Raw genomic sequence first — 13,379 nt, 5'->3', positions numbered from 1 at the left:
TGCCGCGTGAGTCAGGCATTCAATTCTTTCATTTTTTGGTGTGTGTATTTCTTATGAGTACTGCTCTGTCCATTCGCCAGTTGACCAAGACGTATGGCAACGGCTTCCAGGCGTTGCATGGCATCGACCTAGACGTAGCTGAAGGTGACTTTTACGCGTTGCTAGGCCCTAACGGTGCCGGTAAATCCACCACCATTGGTATCCTCTCGACGCTGGTGACTAAAAGCAGCGGCAGCGTCAATGTGTTCGGCCATGATCTGGATAAACAGCCCTCGGCGCTTAAGCGCTGCCTGGGTGTGGTGCCGCAAGAATTCAACTTTAACCAGTTCGAGAAAGCCTTCGACATTGTCGTGACCCAGGCCGGTTATTACGGCATTCCTGCAAAAATCGCCAAGGCGCGTGCCGAGCAATACCTCACCCAGCTCGGTTTGTGGGACAAGCACAATGTGCCGTCACGCGAGCTTTCCGGCGGTATGAAGCGCCGCTTAATGATTGCCCGCGCACTGGTGCATGAGCCGCGTTTGTTGATCCTTGATGAGCCGACCGCGGGTGTCGATATCGAACTGCGCCGCTCGATGTGGAGTTTTCTTACCGAACTCAACCAGCAGGGCATCACCATTATTCTCACCACGCACTACCTAGAGGAGGCCGAACAGCTGTGCCGCAACATCGGCATCATCGACCATGGTCGGATAGTGCAAAACACCAGCATGAAGGACCTGCTCAAGACCCTGCACGTGGAAACCTTCCTGCTTGATCTGAAGGAATCGCTGCTGGTGCCGCCGCAGTTGCTTGGCTACGCGGCGCAGCTGCTGGATCACCACACCCTTGAGGTGCAGGTGGACAAAAACCAGGGCATTACCGAACTGTTCCGTCAGTTGGCGCTGCAGAACATCGAAGTGCTCAGTTTGCGTAATAAAACCAATCGCCTGGAGGAGCTGTTCGTCTCTCTGGTTGAGAAGAACTTGGCAGGGGCGGTCGTATGAGCAGCAATTATCTGAATTCCGAGCTGGCCGCCAATATGGTGGCGCTGCGCACCATCGTTTACCGCGAGATTCGTCGTTTCACCCGTATCTGGCCGCAAACGCTGCTGCCGCCAGCGATCACTATGGTTCTGTACTTCGTGATCTTCGGCAACCTGATCGGCCGGCAGATTGGTGACATGGGTGGCTTCACTTATATGGAGTACATCGTGCCTGGGCTGATCATGATGTCGGTGATCACCAACTCCTACGGCAACGTGGTGTCGAGCTTCTTTGGCAGCAAATTCCAGCGCTCGATTGAGGAGCTGATGGTCTCGCCGGTGTCGCCGCACATCATCCTCACCGGCTATGTGACCGGCGGTGTGCTACGCGGCCTGGCAGTCGGCTTTATCGTTACCATGCTGTCGATGTTTTTCACCAAGCTGCAGGTGCATCACTTGGGTGTGACCGTGCTGGTGGTGCTGTTGACCGCGACTATCTTCGCCCTCGGTGGCTTTATCAACGCGGTGTTTGCGCGCAACTTTGACGATATTTCAATTATCCCGACCTTTGTACTGACGCCGCTGACCTACCTGGGCGGGGTGTTTTACTCGATCAACCTGCTGCCGCCGTTCTGGCAGACGGTATCGCTGGTTAACCCGGTGCTGCACATGGTCAATGCCTTCCGTTACGGCATTCTCGGTGTTTCGGATATCCGCATCGGTGTGGCCATCAGTTTTATGCTGGTGGCCACTGCGGTGCTCTACGGCGTATGTATCCGCCTGTTGGTCAGCGGCCGTGGTATGCGTCAGTAGCCAGAATAGATCCAAATATTGGGAAACAGTTTTAACGGCTGATCAGCGCGGCTCGGCCGTTAGACTCAGCCTCTACAATTACTAGGGGTTGTATATGTTTGCCCGCGCACCTGCTCTTCTCGTTGCTGTTGCTCTGTTGTATTCCCTCACCCCTGTGCAGGCGCATGCCAACGAAGGGCCAATGGTGGAAGTGGTCAAGGTCGAAAGTGGTCTGGTGCGCGACGAGTTGGTGACATTTGGTTCGCTCAGCCCAGATGAGTCAGTGATGATCCGCCCGGAAATCGCTGGTCGCATCGCCCAGTTGCATTTTCGTGAAGGTCAGCACACTGAGGCGGGTGCCTTGCTGGTCAGTCTGGATGATTCAATCAGCCGCGCCGAGTTTGCCCAAGCGCGAGCCAACTTGAACTTGGCAGAAAAGAACTTCCAGCGCGCGCAGATGCTCTTCAAGCGTGGTGCCAGCAATGCGCAGGCACTGGATGAAGCCAATGCTGAACAGCAAGCCTCGCGGGCCAGCCTGGCACTCTCGCAGGCACGCCTGGACAAGACGCGCATCCTCGCACCCTATGAGGGCGTGCTGGGTTTGCGTCAGGTCAGTCCTGGCGATTACCTCAGCGAAGGTCAGAACATCGTCAACCTAGAAGTGCTCGACCCGCTCAAGGTCGATTTCCGTATTCCACAGAAAGCCGTAAGCCAGATTCGTCTAGAACAGACCATCGAAATCAGCCTGGATGCTTATCCGGGCGAGCGCTTCAGCGGCGAGGTCTTCGCCATCAACCCGCGCCTGGACGAAGCCGGGCGCAGCCAGGCCATTCGTGCGCACATCAGCAACCATGAAGGTCGCTTGAGCCCTGGGCAGTTTGTCCGCGTGTCGGTGATCTTGGCCGAGCGGCCGAACGCGTTGGTGATTCCAGAAGAGGCGGTGATGCCGGTGGGTGAGCAGCGGCTGGTCAACCTAGTGGTCGAGGGCAAGGTTGAACTGCGTGAAGTGATTCTAGGCAAGCGTCAGGCTGGCAAGGTCGAAGTGGTCGAGGGCCTGCAAGGCGGCGAGATGTTGATCAGCGCTGGTTGGCAGAAGGTTCGAGCCGGCTCGCCGGTACGCACCAAGGTGGTGGAGCCTGCACCATGACCCTGTCGGATATTTGCATCCGCCGGCCGGTGTTTGCCACCGTACTGTCGCTAATCGTGGTGCTGCTCGGACTGATGGCCTACGACCGTTTGGCGGTGCGCGAGTACCCGAATATCGACGTGCCGATTGTCACGGTTAACGTCAGTTACCCCGGTGCCAGCCCGGAGATCATGGAGTCGCAGGTCGCGCAGCCAATCGAGGATGTGCTGTCGGGTATCGAGGGGCTGGATTTTGTCAGCTCCATCAGCCGCTCGGAAAACACCCAGGTCACCGCGCAGTTCCGCCTTGGCAGTAACTCTGATGAGGCTGCCAACGATGTGCGTGATCGCCTGGGCCGGGTGCGTGGCTTGCTCCCGGATGAAATCGCCGAGCCGATCGTGCAGAAAGTTGAGGCCGATGCGCAACCGGTGATCTGGCTGGCGTTCTACAGCGACCGTTACAGCGCGATGGAGATCACCGACGTGCTGGAGCGGGTGATCAAGGATCGCCTGCAGACCATCCCTGGCGTTTCCGAAGTGCAGATCCGCGGCGCGCGCACCTTCGCCATGCGCATCTGGCTCGACCCGGAGAAGCTCGCGGCGCACAACCTCACCGTACAGGACGTGGAAGACGCCCTACGGCGGCAGAATGTGGAAATCCCGGCCGGGCGTATCGAGTCGCAGCAGCGCGAATTCACTGTGCTGTCGGAAACCGACCTGAATACCCCGGAGCAGTTCAACCAGCTGATTCTTGATGATTCGCGCGGTTACCTGCTGCGCCTGGCCGATGTCGGCTATGCCGAAATCGGCGCGGCGGACGAGCGCAGTATTGTCCGTTTCAACGGCCAAGCTGCTGTGTCGATGGGCATGATCAAGCAGGCCACTGCTAACCCGCTGGATATATCTGATGGCTTAACTGCCGCGATGCCGGATGTACGAGCGCTGCTGCCCGAAGGCATGGAAATGGCGGTGGCCAACGACAACTCGCTGTTTATCCGCGAGTCGATCGACAACGTATTTATCACCATCTGGGAAGCGGTGGGGCTGGTCATCCTGATCATCTTTATTTTCCTGCGCTCGCTGCGTGCCACCTTGATTCCGCTGGTGACCATTCCGGTGTCACTGATCGGTGCGTTTGCGCTGATGTCGCTGATGGGTTTTACCATCAACACCTTAACGCTGTTGGCGATGGTATTGGCCATCGGTCTGGTGGTGGACGATGCGATCGTTATGCTGGAGAACATTCACCGGCACATCGAAGAAGGCATGCAGCCTATGCAGGCGGCGTTTAAGGGCAGCCGCGAGATTGCCTTTGCGGTGATCGCCATGACCCTGACTTTGGCCGCGGTATTCGCCCCCATCGGCTTTATGCAGGGCACCACCGGCAAGTTGTTTACCGAATTCGCTTGGACCCTGGCGGGTGCAGTGCTGGTGTCGGGCTTCGTTGCCCTGACCCTGACGCCGATGATGTGTGCGCTGCTGCTCAAGCCGCATCAGACCGGTGAGCGGCATAACCGCGTGTACAACTTGATCGAGAAATTCCTCAACGGCCTGACCTACAGCTATAAACATTTGCTGGCTAAGGCGCTCAGTGCCTGGGTGCTGGTAGTGGGCGTGCTGCTGCTGACCGTGGTGGCGTGTGTGCTGCTGTTCTCTGGGCTCAAGTCCGAGCTAGCGCCGACCGAGGACACGGGTACCATTATCGGCGTGTTCAGTGGCCCGGACGGTGCCACCATCAATTACACCGGGCGTTATGCCAAAGAGATCGAGGACGCCTACGCCAGCATCGCTGAAACCAACCGCTACTTAGTGGTGGCCGGCTTCCCCACGGTGGCCCAAGGTATTTCCTTTATGAAGCTGGAGGACTGGGCAGATCGCTTGCGCAGCCAGTTCGAGATCCGTAACGAGCTGTTCCCCAAACTGCAGGAAATTGCCGGTGTACGCGCCTTCCCGGTCAATCGCCCGCCACTGGGGCAGAGTGCGCGTAATCAGCCGGTCAACTTCGTGATTCGCTCATCCATGGAATACCGCGAGTTGCAGGGCTATGTCGATGAGTTGCTCAACGCGCTGCGCGATTATCCGGGACTGGAAAGCCTGGACAGCGACCTCAAGCTCAATGCTCCGCAGCTCAAAGTGGCGGTTAATCGCGAACAGGCCGTCTCGGTGGGCACCGATGTGGCCACCATTGGCCGCAGCCTGGAAAGCCTGTTTGGCAGTCGCCAGGTAACCCGTTTCAAGCAGAACGGCGAGCAGTACGATGTGCTGGTGCAGTTGCAGGACGTCGATCGCAGCAACCCGCAGGATCTCGACCGTGTGTATGTGCGTGGCCGTGATGACAGCATGGTGCAGTTGTCCAACCTGATTGAGGTACGCGAAACCGTAGCGCCACGTGAGCTCAACCACTTCAACCAGCTGCGCGCGGTGACGGTGAGTGCTAACGTCGGCGCCGGCTTCACTTTAGGCGAAGCCCTGACGCATCTGGAAAGCACCGCGCGCACGGTGTTCCCGGCTGAGACCCAGTACGACTACACCGGTACTTCTCGGGACTTCAAGGAATCCAGCGCGGGCATCGCGCTGATCTTCGCCCTGGCTCTGGCCTTCATCTTTTTGGTGCTGGCGGCGCAGTTTGAGAGCTTTACCGATCCGCTGATCATCCTCTTCAGCGTACCGTTGTCGATGGCCGGGGCCTTGCTGGCGCTGACCCTGTTTGGCGGCACCTTGAACATCTACTCGCAGATCGGATTGGTCACGTTGATTGGCTTGATTACCAAGCACGGCATCCTGATCGTTGAGTTTGCCAACGTCTTGTTGCGCCAGGGGCATGAGGTCCGCGCGGCGGTGATTGAGGCCTCAGTACAGCGGCTACGACCGATTCTGATGACCACCGGCGCCATGGTGCTGGGCTCGGTGCCGCTGGCCATTGCCACGGGGGCGGGCGCAGAAAGTCGTCAGCAGATCGGCCTGGTGATTGTCGGCGGCCTACTGGTCGGCACCTTCTTCACGTTGTTTGTGATTCCGACGTTGTACATGTTGCTGCGCCGCTGGCGGCCGATTAAGCCGCAAGATGAGGGCATGGCAGCGGTCTAGGCTGGGGTGGCCGGCGCGTTGCGTTAAGCAACGCGCTATCATCGTGTGCTTTGCACGGCTAACCCATCCTATGTAAGCGTATTAATCGGGATTTGTTATGTATCAACTTAACGATCTGCTGCACCTGATGGCCCGTCTGCGCGACCCGCAGCACGGTTGCCCGTGGGACCTTAAACAGAGCTACGCGACTATCGTGCCGTACACCATCGAGGAAGCCTACGAGGTGGCTGATGCCATTGAGCGCGGCGACTTCGACCATTTGCCGGGTGAGTTGGGTGACCTGCTGTTTCAGGTGGTGTATTACAGCCAGCTGGCGCGTGAAGAAGGGCGCTTCGAGTTTGCCGATGTGATCGACGGCATCACCCGCAAGCTGCTGCGTCGGCATCCGCATGTGTTCCCCGATGGTGAGCTGTATGGCGCGCCGGGTATGGCTAAGCTCGATGAAGCTGCGGTCAAGCAACGCTGGGAAGCGCTGAAAGCCGAAGAGCGCGCCGAGAAAGCCAGCGCTCCTGAGCAGCTGTCATTGCTCGATGATGTGCCGGTGGTGTTGCCAGCACTGAGCCGGGCAATCAAATTGCAAAAGCGTGCCGCTCAAGTCGGTTTTGACTGGCCAGACGCTCTACCGGTGGTCGACAAGGTGCGTGAAGAGCTGGATGAAGTGCTGGAGGCCATGAGCGAAAACGACTCCGAAGCGATTAGCGAGGAGATTGGCGATCTGCTGTTTGTGGTCAGCAACTTGGCGCGCCACCTGAAAGTCGACCCGGAAACAGCCCTGCGTGCGGCCAACGGCAAGTTCGAACGACGCTTCCGTTTTATCGAGCAGACCTTGCGCGAAGCGGGTCGGGCTATGCAAGATTGCGCCCTGGATGAGTTAGATGCGCTGTGGGGCGAAGCTAAAAAGCTGGAAAAGCTCACCCCGAGTGGCTGAATACATAGGTGCCAGTGCGCCAACATACGACAGGTTACGGGTGGGCATGCCCACTCAATATTGATGGTTGGAAAGGTAGGTTATGGCTCTCTCACTACGCGATCAGATGCTTAAAGCGGGGCTGGTCAACGAAAAGCAGGCCAAGCAGGTCGGCAAGGAAAAACAGAAGAAGCAGCGTCTGGAGCAGAAAGGCCACATCGAGAAGGATGAGTCGCAAAAGCTCGCCGCTCAACAGGCCATGGCTGAGAAGGCCGCGCGTGATCAGGAGCTCAACCGTCAGCAGCAGCAGAAGGTCGAGCAAAAGGCCCGCACCGCGCAGGTCAAGCAACTGATCGAGGTGTCGCGTCTGCCCAAGCTGACCACCGAGGATTACTACAATTTTGTTGACGACAAGAAGGTCAAGCGTCTGTCGGTCAACGCGTTGATGCGCAACAAACTCAGCAGCGGTTCGCTGGCGATCGTGCGCCACGGTGGCGGCTATGAAGTGATCCCGCGCGAGGCCGCGCTGAAGATTCAGGAGCGCGATGCACAGCGTGTAGTCCTGCTCAATACTCCAACCGAAGCGCCGGATGCCGATGATCCGTACGCGGCTTATCAGGTACCGGATGACCTGATGTGGTGATTCAGTAAGCGAGGGCCGAGTGTGACTCGGCCCTGCTTGCAACAATCCGCGCAATAAAAAGCCGAGCGGCTGAGCTCGGCTTTTTATTGCGCTCTGTCTCAGTCCTGGCGGCCTTCAACAGCTCTGCCGTCAACGCTGCCTTGCTTGAGCATGATCTGGTATTCCTTACCGTCCTTCTCGACCTGATGCAGGCGTACCAGCAGGAAGTCCCAATTCTTGGCGAACCAGAGGATGGTCTTACGGCTGCTTTGAGTCGGGTCACGCACGCGCTCGACCTTGATCGCATCGACCAGGCCCGCCTTGGTACGCACGACTTCCTCACCGAGCACGCGGAAATCATAGGTTTCCACTTCGTCGCCATCGACCACCTGATAGCTCATGCTCTGCTTGCCGGCGGCCACATCGTATTGCAAGGCCAGTTGGTAGGTCGACTTGTCCAGTAGGCCGCGGTTCAGGGGCAGGCGCACCGGGGTATCGCGGTCGCTGCCGATGACTTGCTTGGCTTCCCAGTCAAAGTCCTGCTCGATTTTCTTACTTTTGCCCAGGCCGCCGCGCTCATACAAATACGTCTGGGGTAGGAAGGTGGTGTTATCCACGCGCAAGGTGCTTTCTTCGGTCAGGCTGGCAACTAGCATAGAAGCTTCAAAATTAAGTTTCCACACACCATTGTCCAGCGCTTGCAGGCTGCGCTCGGCGCTGCCGCTGACGGGCAGTTGCTTCCAGTCGGCGGTGTAGCTGGCGGAAAAGGGTTTTAGCTCAACGGCGAATGCCGGCAGGCTCAGTAGTGTCAGTGCGAACAGTAAGGCGCGACCCATGGTGTCTCCTGTTTACGTTCGAATAAGGTATCCGGTACTCGGTAACAGCTGCTCGTCTAACATCGCCCCTTGCGCCGTTAGGTGCAAGCGGCCTTCGGCAAACCAGCGAACTGCCATCGGGTAAATCACATGTTCTTGCTGGTGTACGCGCTGCGCCAGACTGCTTTGCGTGTCATCTGGCTTCACCGCGACCACAGCCTGTACGACCAGTGGTCCGCCATCGAGTTCCTCGCTGACGAAGTGCACGCTGCAACCGTGCTCGCTGTCACCAGCGTCCAATGCCCGTTGATGGGTATGCAAACCTTTGTATTTAGGCAGCAGGGACGGGTGGATATTGAGCAAGCGCCCTGCGTAATGGCGGACAAAAGTCGGGGTGAGAATACGCATAAAACCAGCCAGCACCACCAGTTGCGGATCATAGCCGTCGATAGTCGCGACCAGTGCAGCGTCGAACGCCTCGCGGCCCTCGAACTGTTTGTGGTCGAGTACCACGGTGGCGATGCCGGCGGCCTGCGCGCGTTGCAAGCCTAGGGCATCGGCGCGGTTACAAACCACCGCGCTGATCAGCGCCGGGCTGCTCTCGGAGGCGTCAGCGCCGGCCTGAATGCTATCAATCAGTGCCTGCAGGTTGCTGCCGGAGCCCGATATCAGCACCACAACATTGCACGGTGCCGGCATTAGTGCTGTTTCAGGTTGTTCAGGACGACCTGGGCAGCGCCTTCAGCCGCGTGGTTGATCTGGCCGATCACCCACGGCTGTTCGCCGGCGGCGGTCAGGGTTTGTAGAGTGATATCGACTTGATCCTGGGCCACGCAGATCACCATGCCAACGCCACAGTTAAGGACGCGGTGCATCTCGTGCTCGTCAACGTTGCCTTTTTCCTGCAGCCAGTCGAACACCGCTGGACGGGTCCAGCTGGCGACGTCGACCACTGCTTGTGCGCCCTTTGGCAGCACGCGCGGGATGTTGTCGAGTAAGCCACCGCCGGTGATGTGAGCCATGGCTTTAACGGCACCAGTGTCTTTGATCAGCTTGAGCAGGGGTTTGACGTAGATGCGCGTTGGGGTCATCAGCAGGTCAGCCAGCGGCTTGCCATCAACCTCAGTGGCTTCGATCTCAGTGCCTGAAACTTCGATGATCTTGCGGATCAGCGAGTAGCCGTTGGAGTGCGGGCCGGAAGACGGTAGGGCGATCAGCGCATCACCAGCGGCGACTTTCGAGCCGTCGATGATCTCAGCTTTTTCCACTACGCCAACGCAGAAGCCGGCCAGATCGTAGTCTTCGCCTTCATACATGCCCGGCATCTCAGCGGTTTCACCACCGACCAGCGAGCAGCCTGCCAGTTCACAACCAGCGCCGATACCGGTAACCACGGTGGCGGCCACGTCAACGTTGAGCTTGCCGGTGGCGTAGTAATCGAGGAAGAACAGCGGCTCGGCACCACAGACCACCAGGTCGTTGACACACATGGCAACCAGGTCCTGGCCGATGCTGTCGTGTTTGTTCAGGTTCAGCGCTAGGCGCAGTTTGGTGCCGACGCCGTCAGTGCCGGAGACCAGCACCGGTTGCTTGTAGCCAGCAGGGATCTCGCACAGCGCGCCGAAGCCGCCCAGCCCACCCATGACTTCCGGACGTGCGGTGCGCTTGGCCACGCTTTTGATGCGTTCGACCAGGGCTTCGCCCGCGTCGATATCTACACCTGCGTCCTTGTAGCTGATGGAGGGTTGCTTGCTCATAGATCCAGGCCTTTAGGGAAAATTCGGATAGGCATCGCCGCGCGTAGCGGCGGTCTGCGAAGGCGCGCGATTTTATCAGGCTTACCCGGCAGCGGCCAGCCGCCAAGGTTGCGGCCATTGGGACGGCTGTTTAAGGTGGCAACCGGCTCACAATCGAGCCGCTGCAGGTGATACGTGGCTGAAAAGGGCTTTGGTATGCACCTTCACAGCCCCTAAACTCGTAATCCTGAGCTGTTGCCGGTTGCCTTGCGTGATGTGGGCAGGCAGCACTGTTATTAAATAGGGCCTGTGTGTCCTTTTCCGTCCGTCGAGAACCTATTCATGCGTTTGACCGCTCGCCTGCTTGTTATCTGTTTATCGCTGGGCGGCCTGCCAGCTTTGGCCGCGCCCGTGAGTAATCTGTATCAAGTCCGCGAAGCGGTTAGCAGCCAGCAGCCGGAAGAGCGTGCGGCCGCCCTAAGTCGTGCGCTGGATACTTTGGTGTTGCGCTTAACCGGTAAGGCTGATGCGGCGCAGAACCCGGCACTGGCGGCGCTGCACAAAGACCCGCAACAGATTGTTAGCCAATATGTTTACGAAGGTGACACGTTGCTGGTCGACTTTGACCCGTACAGCACTGAGCGCGGCTTGCGTCAGGCGGGCCTGGCGCTGTGGGGCGTAAATCGTCCCCGCATCCTGCTCTGGTGGTTGAGTGATGCCAGCGATGGCAGCCGCTTGCTTGGCGATGGACAAGCCGCTGCTGCGCCGTTCAATCAGGCTGCGCAGCACCGTGGTCTGCCGCTGCGCCTGCCATTGGCCGACCTGTCCGAACAGCTGATGGGCGTGCCGGAAAACTTCACTGCGAATGATCCCGCCGTATTGCGTGAAGCTTCTGAGCGTTACGCCGCCGACGCCTTGCTGGCCGTTATGGCGCGTGAAGCAAATGGCCAGTGGCAGGCTGAGTGGCGTCTATGGCTGGGCGATGAGCGTGAGCAAGGTAAGGTTAAGGGTGCCGATCAGGCCGCGCTGGCAGATGCCGTCCTGCTAGCGGTCAATCAGCGTTTGGCGCCACGGTTTATTGTGGCCGCCGGTGCCACCAGTCGCTTGACCGTGCAAGTGCAGGGTGTTGACCTTGCGCGCTACGCTGAATTGCAGCGCATTCTTGAACCTTTCTCCGCGCAGTTGCGCAAGGTTGAAGGCGACACCCTCACGTTTGCTGTAAATGCCAATGCCGAGCAGCTGCGTGCGCAATTAGGGTTGGCGCAGTTGCAGGAGGTGCCGGCCGAGGCTCTGCCGGTTGATGGTAGCCAGGCGGTTACGCCACCTGCCACCGAGGTAGGGCTCACGCCACCGGTCGAGCCGCACGACAAGGTGTTGAAGTTTCGCTGGTAGGTGGCTATTGCGCTCGCCCTGATTTAAAAGCCGCCGCTTAATCGAGGCGGTTTTCTTATGTCATGGTCCTCGCAGGCTTAGGTATTTTTGGATAAAGCATTGGTATATGGAGCGCAGAGCATGATCGACTCGCATCGTTGGATATGGATAGTCGCAGCGTTGCTGCTGGGCGGCCTGCTGTACCTGCTGGCACCGATTCTTTCACCGTTCCTAATCGGCGTGTTGCTGGCCTACATGGGCGACCCGCTGGTAGACCGCCTGGAGCGCTGGAAACTCTCGCGGACTTGGGGTGTGGTGGTGGTCTTTGCGCTGATCACCCTGGTCATGGCCATTCTGTTGCTGGTCCTGGTGCCTATGTTGGGTAAGCAGCTTGTGCGCCTGTATGAGCTGGTTCCAGAAATACTTGACTGGCTACAACACCAAGCGTTGCCGTGGGTTCAGCTCAAGCTGGGGCTAAGTGACGGCTTCTGGCGGTTTGATCAGTTAAAGGAAGCGATGTCCGGACAATTGGGTAACACCACCGATATCGTCGGTATGCTGCTGTCCAAAGCCACTGCTTCGGGGCTGGCGTTTTTAGCGTGGTTGGCCAATCTGCTGCTGATTCCGGTGGTCAGCTTCTACCTGATGCGCGATTGGGACCTGATGGTCGCTAAACTGCGTAGCTTGCTGCCAAGAGGTCGTGAAGGCCTTGTTGTGCAGCTGTTTAGTGAGTGCCACGAAGTGCTCGGCGCTTTCCTGCGCGGTCAACTGCTGGTGATGCTGGCGCTCGGCGTGATGTATGCCACTGGGCTGATGATGATTGGCCTGGAGCTTGGGCTGCTAATCGGTGTGTTGGCCGGCCTGGCCAGCATCGTGCCTTACTTGGGCGTAGTGGTCGGGATTGGCGCTGCCCTGACGGCCGGGTTGTTCCAGTTTGGCGTGGATTTTTACCCATTACTGGCCATCGCCGCGGTATTTGTCGTCGGGCAAATGCTCGAAGGTATGCTGCTGACGCCGCTGCTGGTGGGTGATCGTATTGGCTTGCACCCGGTTGCGGTGATCTTCGCGATCATGGCCGGCGGCCAACTGTTTGGCTTCACCGGCATCCTAATGGCGCTGCCGGTGGCAGCGGTGATTATGGTTTTAGTGCGTCATCTGTATGAATTCTATAAACTTTCCAATCTTTACGGTGAGCCAGCCCGTGGTTCAGACGAGCCGCCCAACCCAGCATGACACCCATACAACTGCCTTTAGGTGTGCGTCTGCGCGATGACGCCACTTTCGCCAATTACTACCCCGGAGCCAACGCTGCGGCGTTGGGCTATGTCGAGCGTCTGTGCGAAGCCGATGCCGGCTGGACGGAAAGTCTTATCTATTTATGGGGTGCGCAAGGCGTCGGCTGTAGTCATTTGCTGCAAGCCGCTTGCTTGCGCTTTGAGCAGCGCGGCGAGCCGGCGGTGTACTTGCCGCTGGCTGAATTAGTCCAGTACGGCCCGGCATTGTTGGATAATCTTGAGCGCTATGAGCTGGTCTGTCTGGATGACCTGGATGCGGTGGCCGGTCACAGTGAGTGGGAAGAGGCGTTGTTTCACCTGTTCAACCGTTTGCGTGATAGTGGCCGGCGTCTGTTGTTGGCTGCCAGCGCTTCGCCGCGCGAGTTGCCGGTCAAACTGGCTGATCTGCAATCCCGCCTGACCCTGGCGTTGGTGTTTCAGTTGCGTTCACTGTCCGATGAAGACAAGTTGCGCGCCTTGCAGCTTCGCGCCTCGCGGCGCGGTCTGCACCTGAGCGATGAGGTCGGGCGTTTTATCCTGACTCGCGGTGAGCGCAGCATGAATGCCTTGTTCGACTTGCTCGAGCGCCTTGATCAGGCTTCGCTGCAGGCTCAGCGCAAGCTGACGATTCCCTTCCTCAAAGAAACCCTCGGCTGGTAAGCATGAATAAGCGTGCAGTAACGCTT

At 58.5% G+C, this 13,379-nt stretch carries 12 protein-coding genes; 9 read left to right on the top strand and 3 right to left on the bottom strand.

Going from position 1 to position 13,379, the window contains the following annotated elements:
- The first annotated feature begins 53 nt into the window (after positions 1 to 53).
- The 6 genes from BMZ32_RS00280 (at position 54) to BMZ32_RS00255 (ending at position 7,518) form a co-directional block, all read left to right on the top strand.
- The gene (locus BMZ32_RS00280; protein WP_090237894.1) at positions 54 to 986 is read left to right on the top strand and encodes an ABC transporter ATP-binding protein; all 933 of its coding nucleotides are present in this window, start codon (positions 54 to 56) and stop codon (positions 984 to 986) included.
- Between the two features lie 11 nt (positions 987 to 997).
- The gene (locus BMZ32_RS00275) at positions 998 to 1,777 is read left to right on the top strand and encodes an ABC transporter permease (protein WP_090241459.1); all 780 of its coding nucleotides are present in this window, start codon (positions 998 to 1,000) and stop codon (positions 1,775 to 1,777) included.
- 94 nt (positions 1,778 to 1,871) lie between these two features.
- On the top strand, positions 1,872 to 2,903 hold the full coding sequence (locus BMZ32_RS00270; protein WP_090237891.1) for an efflux RND transporter periplasmic adaptor subunit: 1,032 nt from the start codon (positions 1,872 to 1,874) through the stop codon (positions 2,901 to 2,903).
- Positions 2,900 to 5,968: an efflux RND transporter permease subunit gene (locus BMZ32_RS00265; RefSeq protein WP_090237888.1), complete on the top strand. Its 3,069-nt coding sequence runs from the start codon at positions 2,900 to 2,902 to the stop codon at positions 5,966 to 5,968. The genes BMZ32_RS00270 and BMZ32_RS00265 overlap by 4 nt, the downstream gene beginning before the upstream one ends.
- Positions 5,969 to 6,065: 97 nt before the next feature.
- Positions 6,066 to 6,896 (top strand): nucleoside triphosphate pyrophosphohydrolase, encoded by an 831-nt coding sequence (mazG, locus tag BMZ32_RS00260; protein WP_090237885.1) that lies wholly within the window; start codon positions 6,066 to 6,068, stop codon positions 6,894 to 6,896.
- Between the two features lie 82 nt (positions 6,897 to 6,978).
- On the top strand, positions 6,979 to 7,518 hold the full coding sequence (locus BMZ32_RS00255; protein WP_090237882.1) for a DUF2058 domain-containing protein: 540 nt from the start codon (positions 6,979 to 6,981) through the stop codon (positions 7,516 to 7,518).
- A gap of 98 nt (positions 7,519 to 7,616) precedes the next feature.
- Here the strand turns inward: BMZ32_RS00255 and BMZ32_RS00250 are convergent, their stop codons facing one another.
- From BMZ32_RS00250 to purM, 3 genes are read right to left on the bottom strand one after another with little or no spacing between them, the layout of a single operon-like run.
- Positions 7,617 to 8,333 (bottom strand): DUF3108 domain-containing protein, encoded by a 717-nt coding sequence (locus tag BMZ32_RS00250; protein WP_090237879.1) that lies wholly within the window; start codon positions 8,331 to 8,333, stop codon positions 7,617 to 7,619.
- Between the two features lie 12 nt (positions 8,334 to 8,345).
- Entirely contained in the window at positions 8,346 to 9,011 is a 666-nt protein-coding gene (gene purN / locus BMZ32_RS00245; protein ID WP_090237876.1) for a phosphoribosylglycinamide formyltransferase, read from the bottom strand.
- Positions 9,011 to 10,069 (bottom strand): phosphoribosylformylglycinamidine cyclo-ligase, encoded by a 1,059-nt coding sequence (gene purM, locus BMZ32_RS00240; RefSeq protein WP_090237873.1) that lies wholly within the window; start codon positions 10,067 to 10,069, stop codon positions 9,011 to 9,013. The genes purN and purM overlap by 1 nt, the downstream gene beginning before the upstream one ends.
- A gap of 321 nt (positions 10,070 to 10,390) precedes the next feature.
- On the opposite strand from purM, the gene BMZ32_RS00235 reads away from it, so the two are divergent.
- The 3 genes from BMZ32_RS00235 (at position 10,391) to hda (ending at position 13,353) form a co-directional block, all read left to right on the top strand.
- Positions 10,391 to 11,440 (top strand): DUF2066 domain-containing protein, encoded by a 1,050-nt coding sequence (locus BMZ32_RS00235; protein WP_090237871.1) that lies wholly within the window; start codon positions 10,391 to 10,393, stop codon positions 11,438 to 11,440.
- Positions 11,441 to 11,560: 120 nt separating this feature from the next.
- Entirely contained in the window at positions 11,561 to 12,652 is a 1,092-nt protein-coding gene (locus tag BMZ32_RS00230; RefSeq protein ID WP_090237866.1) for an AI-2E family transporter, read from the top strand.
- Positions 12,649 to 13,353 carry a DnaA regulatory inactivator Hda gene (gene hda / locus BMZ32_RS00225; protein WP_090237863.1) on the top strand — a complete coding sequence of 235 codons (705 nt, stop codon included), beginning with the start codon at positions 12,649 to 12,651 and terminating at the stop codon, positions 13,351 to 13,353. The genes BMZ32_RS00230 and hda overlap by 4 nt, the downstream gene beginning before the upstream one ends.
- The last annotated feature ends 26 nt before the right edge of the window (positions 13,354 to 13,379 follow it).

The sequence above is a fragment of the Pseudomonas guineae genome (assembly GCF_900113745.1).
Lineage (GTDB): Bacteria > Pseudomonadota > Gammaproteobacteria > Pseudomonadales > Pseudomonadaceae > Aquipseudomonas > Aquipseudomonas guineae.
Note: the sequence above shows the minus strand (reverse complement) of the source record. Positions and strands in the feature narration are given on the sequence as shown.

Excerpts from the sequence above, each read along its gene's own strand:
- BMZ32_RS00270 (WP_090237891.1), top strand. The coding sequence starts at position 1,872 with ATGTTTGCCCGCGCACCTGCTCTTCTCGTTGCTGTTGCTCTGTTGTAT.
- hda (WP_090237863.1), top strand. The coding sequence starts at position 12,649 with ATGACACCCATACAACTGCCTTTAGGTGTGCGTCTGCGCGATGACGCC.
- purN (WP_090237876.1), bottom strand. The coding sequence starts at position 9,011 with ATGCCGGCACCGTGCAATGTTGTGGTGCTGATATCGGGCTCCGGCAGC.
- BMZ32_RS00265 (WP_090237888.1), top strand. The coding sequence starts at position 2,900 with ATGACCCTGTCGGATATTTGCATCCGCCGGCCGGTGTTTGCCACCGTA.
- purM (WP_090237873.1), bottom strand. The coding sequence starts at position 10,069 with ATGAGCAAGCAACCCTCCATCAGCTACAAGGACGCAGGTGTAGATATC.
- mazG (WP_090237885.1), top strand. The coding sequence starts at position 6,066 with ATGTATCAACTTAACGATCTGCTGCACCTGATGGCCCGTCTGCGCGAC.
- BMZ32_RS00230 (WP_090237866.1), top strand. The coding sequence starts at position 11,561 with ATGATCGACTCGCATCGTTGGATATGGATAGTCGCAGCGTTGCTGCTG.
- BMZ32_RS00280 (WP_090237894.1), top strand. The coding sequence starts at position 54 with ATGAGTACTGCTCTGTCCATTCGCCAGTTGACCAAGACGTATGGCAAC.
- BMZ32_RS00255 (WP_090237882.1), top strand. The coding sequence starts at position 6,979 with ATGGCTCTCTCACTACGCGATCAGATGCTTAAAGCGGGGCTGGTCAAC.
- BMZ32_RS00250 (WP_090237879.1), bottom strand. The coding sequence starts at position 8,333 with ATGGGTCGCGCCTTACTGTTCGCACTGACACTACTGAGCCTGCCGGCA.
- BMZ32_RS00235 (WP_090237871.1), top strand. The coding sequence starts at position 10,391 with ATGCGTTTGACCGCTCGCCTGCTTGTTATCTGTTTATCGCTGGGCGGC.